This window comes from Falsihalocynthiibacter sp. BN13B15 (assembly GCF_041205415.1).
In the GTDB taxonomy this organism is placed as follows: domain Bacteria; phylum Pseudomonadota; class Alphaproteobacteria; order Rhodobacterales; family Rhodobacteraceae; genus Falsihalocynthiibacter; species Falsihalocynthiibacter arcticus.
On record NZ_JBGFCE010000004.1, the window covers coordinates 182,884 to 199,058 of the forward strand.

Annotated in this window: 18 protein-coding genes; 6 read left to right on the forward strand and 12 right to left on the reverse strand. The window is 52.6% G+C overall.

The window, feature by feature from the left end; all coding sequences use genetic code 11:
- Positions 1-41 precede the first annotated feature (41 nt).
- The 3 genes from AB9F26_RS08595 to AB9F26_RS08605 all read right to left on the reverse strand — a co-directional run bounded on the left by AB9F26_RS08595 (position 42) and on the right by AB9F26_RS08605 (position 2,998).
- Positions 42-881, reverse strand: a complete 840-nt coding sequence (locus tag AB9F26_RS08595) for a DMT family transporter (protein WP_335586090.1) — start codon at positions 879-881, stop codon at positions 42-44.
- A 151-nt stretch (positions 882-1,032) separates the two neighbouring features.
- Positions 1,033-2,670: a chaperonin GroEL gene (groL, locus tag AB9F26_RS08600; RefSeq protein WP_335586089.1), complete on the reverse strand. Its 1,638-nt coding sequence runs from the start codon at positions 2,668-2,670 to the stop codon at positions 1,033-1,035.
- Positions 2,671-2,710: 40 nt separating this feature from the next.
- A complete protein-coding gene (locus AB9F26_RS08605) occupies positions 2,711-2,998 on the reverse strand; it encodes a co-chaperone GroES (RefSeq protein ID WP_039004535.1) in 288 nt (95 codons plus the stop codon).
- Between the two features lie 188 nt (positions 2,999-3,186).
- Here AB9F26_RS08605 and AB9F26_RS08610 point away from each other — a divergent pair, with 188 nt between their 5' ends.
- The gene (locus AB9F26_RS08610) at positions 3,187-4,179 is read left to right on the forward strand and encodes a TraB/GumN family protein (protein ID WP_369767791.1); all 993 of its coding nucleotides are present in this window, start codon (positions 3,187-3,189) and stop codon (positions 4,177-4,179) included.
- A gap of 1 nt (position 4,180) precedes the next feature.
- Here AB9F26_RS08610 and AB9F26_RS08615 read toward each other — a convergent pair whose 3' ends face one another.
- Positions 4,181-4,942: a DUF2161 domain-containing phosphodiesterase gene (locus AB9F26_RS08615; protein ID WP_369767792.1), complete on the reverse strand. Its 762-nt coding sequence runs from the start codon at positions 4,940-4,942 to the stop codon at positions 4,181-4,183.
- Positions 4,943-4,991: 49 nt separating this feature from the next.
- Here AB9F26_RS08615 and AB9F26_RS08620 point away from each other — a divergent pair, with 49 nt between their 5' ends.
- The 3 genes from AB9F26_RS08620 (at position 4,992) to AB9F26_RS08630 (ending at position 7,392) form a co-directional block, all read left to right on the forward strand.
- Positions 4,992-5,912 carry a manganese-dependent inorganic pyrophosphatase gene (locus AB9F26_RS08620; protein ID WP_335586086.1) on the forward strand — a complete coding sequence of 307 codons (921 nt, stop codon included), beginning with the start codon at positions 4,992-4,994 and terminating at the stop codon, positions 5,910-5,912.
- A gap of 64 nt (positions 5,913-5,976) precedes the next feature.
- Positions 5,977-6,852 carry a TIGR01459 family HAD-type hydrolase gene (locus tag AB9F26_RS08625; RefSeq protein ID WP_369757630.1) on the forward strand — a complete coding sequence of 292 codons (876 nt, stop codon included), beginning with the start codon at positions 5,977-5,979 and terminating at the stop codon, positions 6,850-6,852.
- Between the two features lie 96 nt (positions 6,853-6,948).
- Positions 6,949-7,392: a MaoC family dehydratase gene (locus AB9F26_RS08630; protein ID WP_369767793.1), complete on the forward strand. Its 444-nt coding sequence runs from the start codon at positions 6,949-6,951 to the stop codon at positions 7,390-7,392.
- Between the two features lie 19 nt (positions 7,393-7,411).
- Here AB9F26_RS08630 and AB9F26_RS08635 read toward each other — a convergent pair whose 3' ends face one another.
- Positions 7,412-8,524 (reverse strand): porin, encoded by a 1,113-nt coding sequence (locus tag AB9F26_RS08635; RefSeq protein ID WP_369767794.1) that lies wholly within the window; start codon positions 8,522-8,524, stop codon positions 7,412-7,414.
- Between the two features lie 189 nt (positions 8,525-8,713).
- Here AB9F26_RS08635 and AB9F26_RS08640 point away from each other — a divergent pair, with 189 nt between their 5' ends.
- A complete protein-coding gene (locus AB9F26_RS08640) occupies positions 8,714-9,646 on the forward strand; it encodes a bifunctional riboflavin kinase/FAD synthetase (RefSeq protein ID WP_369767795.1) in 933 nt (310 codons plus the stop codon).
- Positions 9,647-9,655: 9 nt separating this feature from the next.
- Here the strand turns inward: AB9F26_RS08640 and AB9F26_RS08645 are convergent, their stop codons facing one another.
- The gene (locus AB9F26_RS08645; protein ID WP_039004395.1) at positions 9,656-10,672 is read right to left on the reverse strand and encodes a ribose-phosphate pyrophosphokinase; all 1,017 of its coding nucleotides are present in this window, start codon (positions 10,670-10,672) and stop codon (positions 9,656-9,658) included.
- Between the two features lie 105 nt (positions 10,673-10,777).
- Here AB9F26_RS08645 and AB9F26_RS08650 point away from each other — a divergent pair, with 105 nt between their 5' ends.
- Positions 10,778-11,371 (forward strand): 2-hydroxychromene-2-carboxylate isomerase, encoded by a 594-nt coding sequence (locus tag AB9F26_RS08650; RefSeq protein ID WP_369754301.1) that lies wholly within the window; start codon positions 10,778-10,780, stop codon positions 11,369-11,371.
- Here the strand turns inward: AB9F26_RS08650 and AB9F26_RS08655 are convergent.
- The 6 genes from AB9F26_RS08655 to AB9F26_RS08680 all read right to left on the reverse strand — a co-directional run bounded on the left by AB9F26_RS08655 (position 11,368) and on the right by AB9F26_RS08680 (position 16,167).
- Positions 11,368-12,414, reverse strand: coding sequence for a low specificity L-threonine aldolase (locus AB9F26_RS08655; protein WP_369754300.1), 1,047 nt, complete (start codon positions 12,412-12,414; stop codon positions 11,368-11,370). The genes AB9F26_RS08650 and AB9F26_RS08655 overlap by 4 nt on opposite strands.
- Positions 12,414-12,884 (reverse strand): YcgN family cysteine cluster protein, encoded by a 471-nt coding sequence (locus AB9F26_RS08660; RefSeq protein ID WP_369767796.1) that lies wholly within the window; start codon positions 12,882-12,884, stop codon positions 12,414-12,416. Before AB9F26_RS08660 ends, AB9F26_RS08655 begins: the two co-directional genes overlap by 1 nt.
- Before the next feature lie 48 nt (positions 12,885-12,932).
- Positions 12,933-13,283, reverse strand: coding sequence for an H-type lectin domain-containing protein (locus AB9F26_RS08665; RefSeq protein WP_039004399.1), 351 nt, complete (start codon positions 13,281-13,283; stop codon positions 12,933-12,935).
- Between the two features lie 105 nt (positions 13,284-13,388).
- Positions 13,389-13,793 (reverse strand): F0F1 ATP synthase subunit epsilon, encoded by a 405-nt coding sequence (locus AB9F26_RS08670; RefSeq protein ID WP_039004400.1) that lies wholly within the window; start codon positions 13,791-13,793, stop codon positions 13,389-13,391.
- 56 nt (positions 13,794-13,849) lie between these two features.
- Positions 13,850-15,280 carry a F0F1 ATP synthase subunit beta gene (atpD, locus tag AB9F26_RS08675; protein WP_369767797.1) on the reverse strand — a complete coding sequence of 477 codons (1,431 nt, stop codon included), beginning with the start codon at positions 15,278-15,280 and terminating at the stop codon, positions 13,850-13,852.
- Between the two features lie 17 nt (positions 15,281-15,297).
- A complete protein-coding gene (locus AB9F26_RS08680; protein WP_039004402.1) occupies positions 15,298-16,167 on the reverse strand; it encodes a F0F1 ATP synthase subunit gamma in 870 nt (289 codons plus the stop codon).
- Between the last annotated feature and the right edge of the window lie 8 nt (positions 16,168-16,175).

The following is a 16,175-nucleotide window of genomic DNA, read 5'->3' on the forward strand; positions in this document are numbered from 1 at the left end:
CGTTGTGCAAAAATACGAGGGGAATTCCTGACCTGTGAGGATCACCCTGCGGAAGGACGCTTGAGGGAAATCAAAACACCCGCCAAAACCAGTGCCGTGGCGACCATGAGTCTAACGGTCAGCGGTTCATTCAGGATCAAAACTCCGCCGATGGACGCGATAATCGGGACAGTCAGCATGGAAATTGCCGCAACCGTAGAAGGGAGTTTGGGCAAAACTGCGTACCAAACCGCATAGCCCATTCCCGACGTGACGACCCCAGAAATTATGGCCAAGGCAATGCCCGTGGGGGTATATGCGGCCGTGGAAGCGTTCAACAACACGACCAAAAGCGACAGGGGGATCGCGAAAACGAAATTTCCAGCGGTGGTCGCCAATGGATCAACCGCGTGACGCCCGATAAGTGAATAAATTCCCCATCCGATTGCAGCGGCAGACATCATTGCTGCTCCCGAAAACGAGATTTGAGCCGTGGCTTCGTCTGAGGGCCAAAGCAGGTACATTAGCCCCGCAAAGGCAACAGCCGCCCCAATCCACCGCGCGTTTGGAAGGCTTTCGCGCGCGAGAATTGCGCCTACAAACATGGTGATCTGAACGCCGCCAAACAGAATAAGCGCCCCTACTCCCGTGCCTAAAGTGATGTAAGCAAAGGAAAACCCGACCATATACACCGCAAGAGAGACAACGCCGCCCACGCCGCCCGACTCAAGTTTGCGTCCCCGAATCAGGACCACGACCCAAAGAAAAACACCACCTGACAATAGACGCACAGCAGCGAAGCCTGCGGGATCAATGGCCATCTGCGCAAGGGCCAATCGATTGAGGACAGAATTAGCAGCAAAGGCCACCATTACTAAGGCAACTAGAAATAAAAGACGCATACCGCCTTTTGACGTCATCAGCCTTTTAGGGCAAGAGCATTGAGTTTTTAAAAACTTTAACAATTTTAAAACTGTCGATTTTCATATGCCGCAACGGAAAAGGGCCCACGTTTCCGCAGGCCCTTTCAAATTTTCTGATGAAGCTAAAAGCTTACATCATGCCGCCCATGCCGCCCATGTCGGGCATGCCGCCACCGGAACCGCCAGCAGGAGCTGGTTTCTCGGCGATCATGCATTCTGTTGTGATCAAGAGACCAGCAATAGAGGCCGCATCTTCAAGCGCTGTGCGTGTAACTTTCGCAGGATCGATAACACCAAATTTGAACATGTCGCCATATTCTTCTGTTTGAGCGTTAAAGCCGAAAGTTGGGTCGTTGCTTTCGCGGATTTTGCCCGCAACAACTGCACCGTCAACACCAGCGTTTTCTGCGATTTGACGCAGAGGCGCTTCAAGAGCACGCATAACAATAGCTATGCCCGCTTCTTGATCAGCGTTCGCTGCTGTCATGCCGATAAGAGACTTAGCTGCTTGAATAAGAGCAACACCACCACCAACGATAACGCCTTCTTGAACCGCAGCACGTGTTGCGTTCAATGCATCGTCAACGCGATCTTTGCGCTCTTTAACTTCAGTTTCTGTCATGCCGCCAACGCGGATAACAGCAACACCACCAGCCAATTTGGCTACGCGTTCTTGAAGTTTTTCACGGTCATAATCGGAAGTTGTTTCTTCGATCTGTGTACGGATCTGGGAAACGCGTGCTTCGATTTCTGCTTTTACGCCAGCGCCGTCAACGATTGTTGTTTCGTCTTTGGTGATGGTGATGTTTTTCGCAGAACCAAGCATGTCGATTGTGACAGACTCAAGCTTCATGCCGAGGTCTTCGGAGATCACTTGACCACCCGTAAGAACCGCGATGTCTTGCAACATGGCTTTACGACGATCGCCGAAACCAGGAGCTTTAACAGCCGCAATTTTCAAGCCGCCACGAAGTTTGTTCACAACGAGAGTTGCAAGCGCTTCGCCTTCAACATCTTCTGCGATGATCAAAAGTGGTTTACCGGATTGGATCACTGTTTCAAGCAAAGGAACCATTGGCTGAAGCGAAGAAAGCTTTTTCTCGTGAAGCAAGATAAGACAGTCGTCAAGTTGAGCGAGCATCTTGTCTGGGTTTGTCACGAAGTAAGGGGAAAGGAAGCCGCGGTCGAACTGCATGCCTTCAACAACATCGGTTTCTGTTTCCAGACCTTTGTTCTCTTCAACAGTGATAACGCCTTCGTTGCCAACTTTTTGCATCGCGTCTGCGATTTGACGACCGATTTCAGCTTCGCCATTGGCGGAGATTGTGCCTACTTGCGCAACTTCGTCGCTGTCTTTTACAGGACGGGAAGACGCTTTGATCGCTTCAACAACTTTGGAAACAGCCAAGTCGATTCCGCGTTTCAGGTCCATTGGGTTCATCCCAGCAGCAACTGATTTCAAGCCTTCTTTAACGATGGCTTGAGCCAAAACTGTCGCGGTTGTTGTACCGTCGCCAGCTTCGTCATTGGTACGGGAAGCAACTTCCTTAACCATTTGTGCGCCCATGTTCTCAAACTTGTCTTCAAGTTCGATCTCTTTGGCAACCGTCACACCGTCTTTGGTGATACGGGGTGCGCCGAAGGATTTTTCAATCACAACGTTGCGGCCTTTAGGGCCCAAAGTTACTTTAACCGCATCGGCCAAAATATTCACACCAGCAAGCATACGATTGCGGGCGTCTGTGTTAAAACGGACTTCTTTAGCCATTTGACACTCCTACAGAAAATTAATGTTGGGAAAGGATCGCTTAGCCGAGAAGGCCGAGGATATCGCTTTCTTTCATGATGAGCAGCTCTTCGCCGTCAACGGTGACTTCGGTGCCGGACCATTTGCCAAACAGGACTTTGTCGCCTGCTTTTACGGACATTGGGATAAGCTCGCCGCTGTCTTTGCGTGCGCCTTCGCCCACTGCAATAACTTCAGCTTCAGCCGGTTTTTCTTTTGCGCTTTCGGGGATAAATAGGCCGCCAGCAGTCTTTTCGTCGCTTTCAACGCGACGAACGAGTACACGGTCATGTAACGGTGTAAATGCCATCTCAGAACGCTCCTTCATTCGAGGTTTCAATTCTTTGTCACTCAACACGGTCGAGTGATAACGACTGGAACCTATGTATCGCTCACGAAGGTGTCAACCGCCAACTATGCAAATTTTTCCACTATTCGCGCGCGCCCTATTTCCATGCGGGGTATCAATCCCTATCTATTAAGATAACAGGAGATTTTATGCGGCGTTTTATCTATTTTATTGCACTTTTCTTCGGCGCTTCTTTGCCAGCACACGCCACCTGTGAGGGGAAAGACCTCATCCAGACGATGCCATCGGAAGAACGCGCGGCATTTGACGCCGTCGTTAATGCGCAGCCATTTCCCAGCGGGAATTTCTGGCGCGCACAAAAAGGCGACCAAGAGGTTTTCCTATTTGGCACATTCCATATGGGCGATCCGCGTCACGATGCAACCATGCTCAAAATCGCGCCCTATCTGGATTCTGCCGACCTCGTGCTGCTCGAAGCCACGCGGAACGACGTGAAAAAACTTAAAACCTACATGGCCCAAAATCCGGAAATCTTGTTCATTCAAGACGGACCAACCCTTCCCGACCAACTTCCCGAAGACCTTTGGCAACAGTTTTCCAAGGAAATGGGGGTGCGGGGAATTCCGTCGTTCATGGCCAGCAAATTTAGGCCGGGCTATGCCACGATGATGCTTGGCATCCCGCCTTGTGCGATGGATTTCGTCTCTGGAGACGCGCCTGCGGGCTTGGATACCCTTATTCAAAACTATACCCGCGACAAACGGGTTGCGACCAAAGGCCTTGAGCCTTTTGACACAGCGATTGGCATTTTCAACCTCCTAGAAGAGGGTGACCCGATGGAAGCTTTGCGCATTGGGATCGCCATGACAACCGACGCCACGAACAGTTTTATTACCCTGCGCGAAGGATATTTTCGCGGTGACCACGGTGCGATTTGGGAATTTAGCCGACGCACAGCCCTCTCAACACCTGGGCTTGATCCAGACTTGCTAAAACAGGATTTCGCCAAACTAGAGCGCGTCACCCTTGTTAATCGCAACGCCGCTTGGATTCCCGTCATTTTGGAGGAAGCAAAGGATAAACGGCTTTTCATCGCTGTCGGGGCGGCCCATTTAACGGGAGAGACAGGCATTTTGAATCTGCTGGCAAATGAGGGGTACACCCTGTTTCCGATCGACTAGCCTAGGCGTGTGCCTGCTCCCCTTTGGGAGTAAGCGCATAGACCCCCAATCCGACGCGCTCAAACCAGCCATAGTGATCATCCGCCATCATCCGCGTCGCTACCTCAACACCCGTCGCCTTGGCCACCACCGCGCCTTTTGACGGGCCATTCTTGGCCAAAAATGCGGCGATTTTGGTGGCGTCTTGTCGATAGGCGGTCACAAGACCAACCCGCGTTTGCCCGCCCGCATTGGGGTCACCAACCCGCCGCGCAAACTCCCGCAACAATCGCGTTTGGCGCGGTTTGGATTTTCTGGGTGTAAAGGGCGCGGGGTCTAAATGGACTTCGACGAACTCATCCTTCAAACGCACAGTAATAAGCCCCAACCCCAAACGTCGACACAGACTTAAATGCCCCTTGAGGGCCGTCAAAAAAGGTTTCCCTTTGCCGCGCGGCACCGCCAGATAAACATCATCACTTATGGCTTGCCGCGCCACACCTTGGTGCAAAAGCGTGAGCGTAAACCCAAGCTTCAACTCAACCAGAACCGGCGCCTCGTCCCCGCGCACAGCGACAACATCAACCGCCCCGATTTCCGCCTTCACCTCGTAGCCCTGCGCCTCTAGATAGGCTTTCACTGGCGGATACAAATCTGTTTCGCGTGGTTTTACATTCGGTTTGGCCACAGTGTTTCCCAGTTTCAGGTTCCAAGGAGCGCGACCTAAAGCCACGTGCGTAAAAACTGTGACGTTATCCGCGCCACCAATGCGTGACAAGCCCATCGACTCCCCCTATAACGCGCTCAAATCCCTTTGAAATTGGACATATCTCATGACAACACTCGTTTTCGGCCACAAAGCCCCCGACACCGATAGCGCCGGTTCCGCCCTCATTTGGGCTTGGTACTTGAATGACGTGAAATCAACGGCGGCCAAGGCCGTTTTGCTCGGAACTCCCAACACCGAAGCCGCTTTCGTTCTGCAACGCTGGGGCTTTGAAACTCCTGAAATCATTACGGATGTTGCCGATGGCGCGCCCGTTGTGATCGTCGATACCAACAACCCAGCCGAACTTCCTGCAAATATTAATAACGCGGATATCAAAGCCATCATCGACCACCACAAATTGGTTGGCGGCCTTGAAACAAGCGGCCCAATCTCGATCACAATCCGCCCCCTCGCATGTACGGCCACAATCATGCACAATCTGATGGGCGACAACGCGGCGAATATGACAGCCCCAATCAAGGGCCTCGTGCTGTCGTGCATCCTTTCGGATACGCTTGAATTCCGCTCCCCGACCACAACCGACCAAGATCGCGCCCTTGCGGAAAAATTGGCTGGTGAACTGGACCTCGACATTCCGACGTATGCCGCCGAAATGTTCGCAGCGAAATCCGATATCTCACGCTTCTCTGACGCCGAGCTTCTGCGTATGGACAGCAAGGAATTCACTGTGGACAACGTAAAATTCCGCGTGTCCGTCCTTGAGACCACCGCTCCGGCAATCGTACTCGACCGCAAGGCGAGCCTTTTGACTTCGTGTGGGACCGTCGCCGCCGAGGATAATGTTGACCACGTTCTCTTGTTTGTTGTCGACATTCTCGCCGAAGAAGCCACCCTGCTTATCCAAAACGACACCGTCAAAGCGGTCGCAGAAAAAAGCTTCGGTGTGCCCGTTTCTGGCGACAGCGTGGTCCTTCCCGGTATCATGAGCCGCAAAAAACAGATCATCCCAAACCTTAAAGTTTGAGTTAGTTCACAATTTTTAAGGGGGTGCCATGTGCGCCCCCTTTTTGATCAAAAGGAATGTTTCTATGTCGCGCATTGTCTCTTCTCTCGCTGAAATTTCCGAAACATACGACGCACTTTTTGTCGACCTTTGGGGATGTGTACACGATGGAATCGCGGCGATCCCCGACGCTGTGGCAGCCCTGCAAGCGTACCGTAAACGTGGCGGAAAAGTCATTTTGGTCACCAACTCGCCCCGCCCCCGCGCTTCGGTTGAGATTCAACTCGATGGCTTTGGCGTGCCCCGCGACGCATGGGACGCCATCGCTACCTCGGGCGATTCCGCGCGCTCGGCGATGTTTCGCGGCGCTGTCGGAGAAAAAGTCTATTTCATGGGAACTGAAGACGAAAAGGCTGCCTTCTTTCGCCCTATCGCCGTCGTCAAGGACGCACGCGAAATCACAGCGGTTCCCCTAGCGGAGGCGGAAGGAATTGTGTGCTGCGGCCCCAAAGATTCCCTCGCCGACCCTGCCGTAAACCGCCCCACATTTCTTGCCGCCAAAACACGCGGCTTAAAACTTCTGTGCGCCAACCCTGATATTGTCGTCGACCGCGGGGAGCGCCGCGAATGGTGCGCAGGTGCGCTCGCCGCGCTCTATACCGAAATGGGGGGTGAGAGTATGTATTTCGGCAAACCACATCCACCAATCTATGATCTAGCCCGCCGCCGACTCGCGGAAATCGACAGCGGCATTCCGGATGACCGTATTTTGGCCATTGGCGACGGCATTCACACCGATATCCAAGGCGCCGTGGGGGAAGACATAGATTCTTTGTTCATCACTGGCGGCCTCGCAGCTGCAGAAACTGGGACAACAGATCAGCCCAACCCCAAGCGTTTAAAGACATATCTTGATGTTTCTGGCTTTCAGCCAACATATTCCATCGGGTTCCTGCGTTAAAAAACACTTGATTTTCTGCATCAGCAAAGTAATAAAATACCAACAGAGGCAATCTGTTGGTATTTTTATTTCGCGATAGGTTTAGGTATGACGCAAATGTTGGACAACTTTTACCGAGGCACCGTCTGTATCGAGGACTTGGAAGTCGGCATGTCGCGGCATGTTGAGAAGGTCATCACAGATCGGGACATCGAGCTTTTTGCCGAAGTGTCGACTGACCGTAACCCTGTCCATCTCGACGATGCCTATGCGCAGGACACCATTTTTGAGGGTCGCATTGCGCATGGCATGCTGACAGCGGGTTTAGTATCTGCGGTGATCGGCGAACAACTCCCTGGCCATGGGACAATTTACCTAAGCCAAAGCCTCAAGTTTCTTGCCCCAGTGCGCCCAAACGACATCGTCCGTGCAGAAGTTACCGTCGCGCAGATCGACTACTCCAAAAGACGTGTGACGCTTGATTGTCTATGCCTTATCGACGGAAAACCCGTGCTGAAAGGCGAGGCAATAGTCCTCGCACCCTCCAAAAAATTCGACTAAATACAACGCCCCTTGAAATCTAGAAACTGTACCGAAAACCAGCCAAGAAAGCTTCACTATCTAGATAGGACACGGCCACCCCTTGGGTGTCGTAGCGACGGTACGTGGCGTAGAGTTGCAAATTTTGCCTGTCAAAGTTTTGGACAACAGCCAAACCCACGGACTTGCTTGATGATCCATCCGCAGGGATATCCGCGCCCAAGTAGTAATCAAGCGAGAAGGCCGTTGTGCCCGCGTCAAAAAAATCACGCAAAACACCTGCTTTGACGTAATTGTAGTCGCCAATGTCCTTCGTTGTGCCGCTTGCCACCGTAAGATTGAGGCCGGAGGATTTGTGTAAAACGGATGCAGACCCCGCGAGGTTTTCGAAGGTCTCGCCAATCCAACTCACCCCGACACCCGCCATAAAGCGATAAGTGTCCGTCTCCCCTTCATAGCGCCCCGCCAAATCGGAATAGACATTGCCATCATTGTCGTGAAGGACATCTTGGCCATGCGCCACCGAGAACATAAATCCATTGAAATTCGGCGTATCATAGCGCACGCGGAACAAACGTCTGCCGTCCAGATTTTTGTAGTAATCCGCAATTATTTCCCCGCTGAGGGTGCCGTCAACGCTCCGTAACAATTGGCTCGCCGCAGAATCTTTGACCGAGACACCAGCGACCACTGTTGTGTTGGAGAAATCGATTCCCGTGATGCCATCTGTCGCCATTGATCCTTGACCAAACGCGAAGTTGCCCACAAGGTCGTTTTCAAATTCCACCTCCAAGTGGCGGATATTTGTTTTGTCGATTGTATACCCACTCCCCACCGGCGTGTTCAAATTTACAGACGATGTGGAGTTTGGAGTAATCCCCACTTCAAAACGACCACCAATGCCCCATCCAGCCCCAAGGGTGTTTTCATATCTCACTCCAATACGGGAACCAGAGTTGTCGTTGTCAACGGGGAAGTAACTTTGTGAGATCTCGCCGTCATCATACCCCAGATATCCTTGACTTACTTGGCCGTAAAAATCAAACGCACCTCCCGTGTCCATCGTGGTATCTTGGGCAATTGCCGTCCCTGCGAGAACCAGTGCAAACAGTACAGTTGCGGAGAATAGTGGAGTTTTCAGGTTTGAAATCATGAAGTTACATCCATTTTGGCTTTGCGATCTATCCTAACTCAAGTTCCCAAAAATGGCGATATATCGGGGAATTTCAGCTTGCTATAAGTGTATTTCGAACACACCATATCAAGCTCGCATTAACGTAAGTTGCCCTAGTAATCCCCACAAATGCTTGCACGGACGAACGTCCGAGGATATGTGCCAAGCATGCATATTTTCCGTGATCACACCTTTATTGACCCCAAGTACCGAGGCGCGAGCATTGCGATTGGAAACTTTGATGGCGTGCATCGCGGCCACCAAAAAGTTATCGATATTGCACGTGCTGCAGCCCCCACGGCCCCCCTTGGAATTCTCACGTTCGAACCCCACCCGCGCCAATACTTCGCCCCCAAAGGCGAGTCTTTTCGCCTGATGAATGCGACCGCCCGCGCCCACCGCTTGGAAAAGCTGGGTGTTGAAAGGCTGTACGAGTTAAACTTCAACGCCTCCCTCTCCAACTTTTCGGCGCGCGCCTTCGCACAAGAAATCCTGTCCGAAGGCATTGGCGCCCGTCATGTCACCGTCGGCGAGGATTTTCGTTTTGGAAAAGGGCGCACAGGGAACGCCATCGATTTGATCGCGTTTGGAAAAGAGTTTGGCTTTGGCGTCACGGTCGTAGAACTGGTTGCGGACGGGGGCGATGAAGTTTCCTCCTCCGCAATTCGTGCGGCGCTAACCGCTGGGCAACCCGAAGTTGCCGCCCGCATGTTGGGCCATTATCATCGTATCGAGGGGCAAGTCATTCGTGGCGATCAACGTGGCCGCGAGCTGGGGTATCCCACTGCTAATATGTCAATCGCCGGCCTACATCCTCCGAAATTCGGCGTCTATGTTGTACGGGTGGATATTCTTACTGGCCCGTATGCGGGAACATATAGTGGCGCGGCCTCAATGGGGGTGCGCCCAATGTTTGGAGAAAACCTACCCAACTTGGAAAGCTACCTCTTTGATTTCAAGGGGGATATCTATGGGGAAAATATTTCCGTCGCGCTAATTCAATACTTGCGCCCTGAGGAAAAGTTTGACGGGCTTGAAGCCCTCATCGCGCAAATGGACGCGGACTGTGTTAAAGCGCGGCAAATACTCGCCGCGCTTTAATCAAAACTTTCAGGTTGTATAAGTGCCTTCGTAAATTGGCCCGAGCGTGTCAGCGTCAAACAAAGACGAAACCGAAGTGCCATTCCATGTGTTCTGAATCGCTTGGGCGAACATCGGAGCGGTCGGAACAATCCGAATGTTTGTCGCATCGACAACAGGCTTCGTAGGCTGAATGGAATCGGTAATCACCAAAGATTTCATCACCGAATTGGCAACGCGCTCGACGGCTGGCCCAGACATGACGCCGTGTGTGATGTAGGAATGGACTTCCTTAGCTCCGCTTTCCATCAGGACTTCTGCGGCCTTGCAAAGGGTTCCTGCGGTATCCACCATGTCGTCCACGATGATACAGGTTTTGCCCGTCACATCCCCGATCACTTTCATTTCTGCGATTTCGCCCGCTTTTTCGCGACGTTTATCAACAATGGAAAGCGGCGCATTGATCCGTTTGGCCAATTCGCGCGCGCGTGCAACCCCGCCCACATCCGGAGACACGACCATCAATTCATCCATGCGGCCCTTGAATTCATGCTCAATATCAAGCGCAAACACGGGTGAGGCATAGAGGTTGTCCACGGGAATATCGAAAAACCCTTGGATTTGAGTGGCGTGAAGGTCCAGCGTAAGAACCCGTTCGATACCGGCTTGGGTAATGAGGTTTGCAACAAGTTTCGCCGAAATAGGGGTGCGCGCCTTGGTGCGGCGGTCTTGACGGGCGTAGCCAAAATAGGGAATGACGGCCGTGATCCGCGCTGCGGACGAGCGCCGCAGTGCATCTGCGATAATCAACAATTCCATCAGATTATCGTTCGCCGGATTGGACGTGGACTGGATGATAAACATATCCTCGCCACGAACATTTTCGTAAACCTCGACGAAAATCTCTTGGTCGTTAAAGCGTTCAACGCGTGCGTCGACAAGGCCGACGCTCACACCACGATGCAGCGACATACGGCGTGCAATGGCGGTTGCGAGCGGACGGTTCGCATTTCCGGAGATAAGTTTGGGAGCAGATTTGGTGGACATGGCAGGGGGGTCCCTATTGAAAGTCAGTATCAGAATCATGACGTTGACACGGCTTAACATCTCGCTACCGTCGTGCCAAAGAAAATGCCGCCTTGGAGACCATATATGACTAAAATAGACTACTATTTCGCGACGATTTCCCCTTTCACCTATTTAGCAGGCGCACGCCTTGAGGAAATCGCGAAAAAACACGCGGCGCAGGTCACCTATAAGCCGCTCGACATTATGGCGCTTTTTGCACGCACGGGCGGCACCCCTCCAAAGGATCGCCATCCAAATCGCATGGCATATCGCCTGCAGGAAATCCGTCGCCAAGCCGCGCGCACGGGCCTGCCCACGAATATAAAACCCGCGCATTGGCCCACAAATATGGCCCCTTCGGCTTATGCAATCATTGCGGCCCAAAACACCGGCGGCGATGTCGGCGCGCTTGCCCACGCGTTTACCCGCGCCTGTTGGGCCGAGGAAAAAGACGTGGCCGATGAGGGGGTCATCCGCGCCCTCCTCGCTGCAAATGGGTTCGACCCTGAGTTGGTGAACTCAGGCCTCCTAAGTGGTGCAGAAACATATACTCGCAACCTTGAGGATGCCGTAGAAGCGGGTGCTTTTGGCGCCCCTACCTATGTTGCTGACGGGGAAGTTTTTTGGGGTCAAGACCGTTTAGACGACCTTGATCTCCACCTCGCGGGCAAACTTTAAGTTCGCAAAACATCAAGGAATTGGTCGATCATCTCATGGCTGATCGACCAGTCACAAACAAACCGTGCAATGAGAGGCTCCTCAGGATTCTCCCCGTCTAGGTCGCCGACCATGATGTGATAAACGGCACCCGCCTCTTTGAGTTTTTGATGCGCAGCGCGAGGAAGGGCCGCGAAAATAATATTGGCATCTACAGGTCCGACAAATTCGGCTCCCGCTTTTGCAAGCCCCTCCGCCAGATACGCTGTGTTTTCATTGGCGGAAGTGGCGGACGAAAGCCACAAGTTATCAGTAAGATACGCCAACATTTGCGCCGCAAGGAAACGGTTTTTTGAGAACAAATGCGCGCCGCGCTTTCGGCGCAACTCAAATTCGGCCGCATCGCTGGGGTCAAAAAAGACCGCAGCCTCAACGCCAAGTAATCCGTTTTTAGTCCCGCCGAAGGACAGCGCCTTGACCCCAACTCGCCATGTCATTTCTGCGGGTGTGCATCCCAATGCGGCTATCGCATTCGCAAAACGTGCGCCGTCCATGTGGGTCTTGAGCCCATAGGATTTGGCCAAGCCCGTAATGGCTGCAATTTCGTCCAAGTTGTATATTGTGCCCGCTTCCGTGAGCTGGGTGATTGAAATCGGGCCGCGCTGTGGTCCGTGCACGCCGCGATTGCCTTCGCCCCGAATGGCACTTCCCAGAAATTGCGGGGACATTTTTCCATCAGTCGTCGGAATCAAAGTGAGCTTGGCGCCGCCCGTATAAAACTCCGGCGCGTTGCATTCGTCCTCATGGATATGGGCTACATCACTGCAAAAAATCGTGTCAAACGGTCGCGCTAGGCAGGCGAGAATAAGAGAATTGGCCGCCGTCCCTGTGGCCACAAGATGCACGACGGCTTCGGGTGCTTCGAAGATGGTGCGGATTTTGGAGGTCACTTCGGCCATGATCGCGTCGGCACCATAGGGCATGGCAAAGCCCGAATTAGCGTCGAGCAAGGCTTGCATCACTTCGGGGTGGGCCATTCCGGCGTTGTCTGATGCAAAAAACATTAACTCAAGTCCTCAATGATATAGTCTTCCCAATCTTCTTCGGCGACTTCAAATTCGGGAATTGTCCAGCCACGCACAGAGATTCCTGCGGTGTGTACGGTCTGCGGATCACCCGAAACAAGGGGATGCCAATCGTTCAAGGGCTTGCCTTCGTGAAGCAAGCGGTACGCGCATGTTGCGGGCAACCAATAGGCGACATCTTTGATCGTTTCGGGCTTCAGGGAGACACATTCAGGCACGAATTGTTTGCGAATTTCATACTGACCACATTGGCAACTGTCGTCGTCCAAAAGACGGCACGCAACCCGTGTAAAGGCAACTTCCCCTGTGTCCTCGTCTTCGAGCTTGTTGAGGCAGCATTTCCCACAGCCATCACAAAGCGCTTCCCATTCGCGGGAATTCATTTTCGTGAGGGGGATGGATTCCCAAAAATTGGGCCGCAATCCGGATCGATCAATTTTGTTGCTCATAGGCCCCTTCTAGGGAAAGTTGGAGCCCGTGGAAAGAGCCCCAAAAACTTAATGAACATCCCAGTCGTCCTCATTTTCCAACTCCCCCACCGCCGTCCAGTCGACGCGAATGCGTGCAATGCGGGTGTCGCCCCAAGTTTTAAACACAGCGACGAACCCCTCGGTGGACACTTTTTCAGTCGTTAAATCTCCACGCTGATTGGTTGCGCTGTCAAAATCCCACATGGATATCGAAATTTGAACGACGGGTGGCGTGCGAAAGGCGGTGCTGAAAGAAACCGCCTCGCGATGCTCGCGTTGGCCCTCGCCCGTCCACATATTTCCATCGTGCTGAAAATCCGAAAACAGCACAAGGGAGCCTTGATCAATTCCGAGTTGGTGATTTTGAAAACGCCGCATGAATGTTCCTCAAACTTCTCGGTAGTTTATTGAGAAAAAAGGCCAAGAAAAGGCAAAAGGCCCCACAAATCCTTGCAGGGCCTCTAAAATTCAAAATAAGTTAATTTAAGCCCGTAGGCCAAGCTGGTTCGCCAAAGAAACGATGTCAGCAATCTGTTTTGCAAGAATGTCGATCTGGTCGGCGGGTGCGTTATCGAGAGCCCTTTTGGCGTCGGCAACGATTTCATCGATCATCTCTTGGGTCGCTTCTGATGCGGGTGCGGCTTTTTCGGCCAAAACCGAAGTCGACTTGTCCGAAATTTCGGCAAAGCCACCCGTAACAAGATACTCTTGCGTGCCTGTTTCACTGGCAACTTTTAGGATACCAGGGCGCAGCGTTGTGATCAAAGGCGCGTGGTTTGCCAAAGCTGTGAGATCGCCGTCGGCCGCCGGGATTTGCACCTCGGTTGCTTCATACGATGCCAAGCTACGCTCAGGCGTTACCAGATCAAACTGCAGTTTCTCAGCCATATCGGCCTCCTTCAGAGTTTGTTTGGCGGGCCGGAACCCGCCAAAAACCCGTTACATTAAGCAGCGTCAGCAGCCATTTTCTCAGCTTTTGCAATCACTTCTTCGATGCCGCCAACCATATAGAAGGCACCCTCTGGGAGGTGATCGTACTCGCCAGCGACAACAGCTTTAAACGAAGACACTGTATCTTCGAGAGGAACCTGTTTGCCGTCGGCACCGGTGAAGATTTTCGCAACGTCGAAAGGTTGTGACAAGAAGCGTTCAATTTTACGCGCCCGAGCAACGGTTTGCTTATCTTCTTCAGAAAGCTCGTCCATGCCGAGAATCGCGATGATGTCTTGCAGCGATTTATAGCGCTGAAGGATCTGCTGAACCTCTGTCGCAACTTTATAGTGCTCTTCGCCAATAACGAGCGGGTCAAGCAAGCGCGATGTCGAACCAAGGGGATCCACCGCAGGGTAGATGCCTTTTTCCGAGATCGAACGGTCAAGAACCGTTGTCGCATCAAGGTGAGCAAACGACGTGGCTGGCGCAGGGTCAGTCAAGTCATCCGCAGGAACGTATACGGCTTGCACCGACGTAATCGAACCAGCTTTGGTCGATGTAATACGCTCTTGCATCGCGCCCATGTCGGTCGCCAATGTTGGCTGGTAGCCCACAGCGGAAGGAATACGACCTAGAAGTGCCGAAACCTCGGAACCCGCTTGTGTAAAGCGGAAGATGTTGTCCACGAAGAACAGAACATCGGAACCTGTTTCATCACGGAACTGCTCAGCAATTGTGAGACCGGACAAAGCAACACGCATACGCGCACCGGGAGGCTCGTTCATTTGGCCATAAACCAGCGCGATTTTCGATTTTTCGAGGTCATCTGGAACGATAACGCCGGATTCGATCATCTCGTGGTAAAGGTCATTGCCTTCACGTGTCCGCTCACCAACACCCGCAAATACGGAGAGGCCAGAGTGCACTTTGGCGATGTTGTTGATCAATTCCATGATCAAAACTGTTTTACCAACACCCGCACCACCGAAGAGGCCAATTTTGCCGCCTTTGGTGTAAGGCGCGAGAAGGTCGATAACCTTGATGCCTGTTACGAGCATCTCGGAAGACGTCGCCTGCTCATCAAAAGAAGGCGCAGGCTGGTGAATCGCGCGACGCTCTTTCGTTTTGACCGGACCTTTTTCATCAACGGGATCGCCGGTGACGTTCAGGATACGACCAAGTGTTGCGGGGCCAACGGGAACCGAAATCGGCTCGCCAAGGTCCGTCACAGGAGCGCCGCGAACGAGGCCCTCTGTTCCGTCCATCGCAATTGTCCGTACAGTGTTTTCGCCAAGGTGCTGAGCCACTTCGAGGATCAGCTTGTTGCCGTTATTTACTGTCTCAAGAGCGTTCAAAATCTTAGGCAGTTCGCCCTCGAATTTAACGTCTACAACGGCGCCAATCACAGCTGTGATTTTGCCAGTAGCTTTCGCTTTTGCCATTTTGTTTCTCCGGTCCTTTAGAGCGCTTCAGCGCCCGAAATGATTTCGATAAGCTCATTGGTGATGACGGCCTGACGCGAGCGGTTGTACACAATGGTCAGGTCTTCAATCATTTCACCCGCGTTGCGTGTTGCGTTGTCCATTGCAGACATCCGAGCACCTTGCTCAGATGCGCCATTCTCAAGGAGAGCGGCGAAAATCTGTGTGGCCACACCACGCGGCAAGAGATCCGCAAGGATCGCCTCTTCGCTGGGTTCATAATCATAGAGCGTTGATGCTTCGCTCGTTTCTTCAAACGAGGCCGGGATCACCTGTTGTGCTGTTGGCACTTGGGTCACCACGTTTACAAAGCGGCTATAAAAGATCGTTGCGACATCAAATTCACCGACATTAAAGCGGTCAAGAACTTGGGTCGCGATCTTGTGAGCATTGACATAGCCAACACGTTTAACATCGGACAGATCAACGTGGCTGATCATAGAGCCCGCGAAATCGCGTTTGAGCTGGTCACGCCCTTTTTTGCCAACAGTCAAGATTTTGACCGTCTTACCAGCCGCTTGAAGCTCCTGAGCTTTTGCGCGGGCCAGCTTGGCAATAGAAGAGTTGAAACCCCCACAGAGACCGCGTTCAGACGTCATGACCACCAAAAGGTGAACTTGATCTGAACCCGTACCCGTGAGCAACTTCGGACCGGAGGACGAGCCACCAACCGCCGCAGCTAGGCCACCCAGAACGGAATTCATCCGTTCTGCATAAGGGCGACCAGCTTCTGCAGCATCTTGCGCGCGGCGAAGTTTCGCCGCGGCAACCATCTGCATGGCTTTGGTGATCTTACGTGTCGATTTGACACTTTCGATCCGGTTTTTTAGGTCTTTCAGGTTTGGCATGTATCCAA

Bases quoted from the DNA above. Each gene is read 5' to 3' on its own strand.
- AB9F26_RS08595 (WP_335586090.1), bottom strand. From the start codon at position 881: ATGCGTCTTTTATTTCTAGTTGCCTTAGTAATGGTGGCCTTTGCTGCT.
- groL (WP_335586089.1), bottom strand. From the start codon at position 2,670: ATGGCTAAAGAAGTCCGTTTTAACACAGACGCCCGCAATCGTATGCTT.
- AB9F26_RS08605 (WP_039004535.1), bottom strand. From the start codon at position 2,998: ATGGCATTTACACCGTTACATGACCGTGTACTCGTTCGTCGCGTTGAA.
- AB9F26_RS08610 (WP_369767791.1), top strand. From the start codon at position 3,187: ATGCGGCGTTTTATCTATTTTATTGCACTTTTCTTCGGCGCTTCTTTG.
- AB9F26_RS08615 (WP_369767792.1), bottom strand. From the start codon at position 4,942: ATGGGCTTGTCACGCATTGGTGGCGCGGATAACGTCACAGTTTTTACG.
- AB9F26_RS08620 (WP_335586086.1), top strand. From the start codon at position 4,992: ATGACAACACTCGTTTTCGGCCACAAAGCCCCCGACACCGATAGCGCC.
- AB9F26_RS08625 (WP_369757630.1), top strand. From the start codon at position 5,977: ATGTCGCGCATTGTCTCTTCTCTCGCTGAAATTTCCGAAACATACGAC.
- AB9F26_RS08630 (WP_369767793.1), top strand. From the start codon at position 6,949: ATGTTGGACAACTTTTACCGAGGCACCGTCTGTATCGAGGACTTGGAA.
- AB9F26_RS08635 (WP_369767794.1), bottom strand. From the start codon at position 8,524: ATGATTTCAAACCTGAAAACTCCACTATTCTCCGCAACTGTACTGTTT.
- AB9F26_RS08640 (WP_369767795.1), top strand. From the start codon at position 8,714: ATGCATATTTTCCGTGATCACACCTTTATTGACCCCAAGTACCGAGGC.
- AB9F26_RS08645 (WP_039004395.1), bottom strand. From the start codon at position 10,672: ATGTCCACCAAATCTGCTCCCAAACTTATCTCCGGAAATGCGAACCGT.
- AB9F26_RS08650 (WP_369754301.1), top strand. From the start codon at position 10,778: ATGACTAAAATAGACTACTATTTCGCGACGATTTCCCCTTTCACCTAT.
- AB9F26_RS08655 (WP_369754300.1), bottom strand. From the start codon at position 12,414: ATGTTTTTTGCATCAGACAACGCCGGAATGGCCCACCCCGAAGTGATG.
- AB9F26_RS08660 (WP_369767796.1), bottom strand. From the start codon at position 12,884: ATGAGCAACAAAATTGATCGATCCGGATTGCGGCCCAATTTTTGGGAA.
- AB9F26_RS08665 (WP_039004399.1), bottom strand. From the start codon at position 13,283: ATGCGGCGTTTTCAAAATCACCAACTCGGAATTGATCAAGGCTCCCTT.
- AB9F26_RS08670 (WP_039004400.1), bottom strand. From the start codon at position 13,793: ATGGCTGAGAAACTGCAGTTTGATCTGGTAACGCCTGAGCGTAGCTTG.
- atpD (WP_369767797.1), bottom strand. From the start codon at position 15,280: ATGGCAAAAGCGAAAGCTACTGGCAAAATCACAGCTGTGATTGGCGCC.
- AB9F26_RS08680 (WP_039004402.1), bottom strand. From the start codon at position 16,167: ATGCCAAACCTGAAAGACCTAAAAAACCGGATCGAAAGTGTCAAATCG.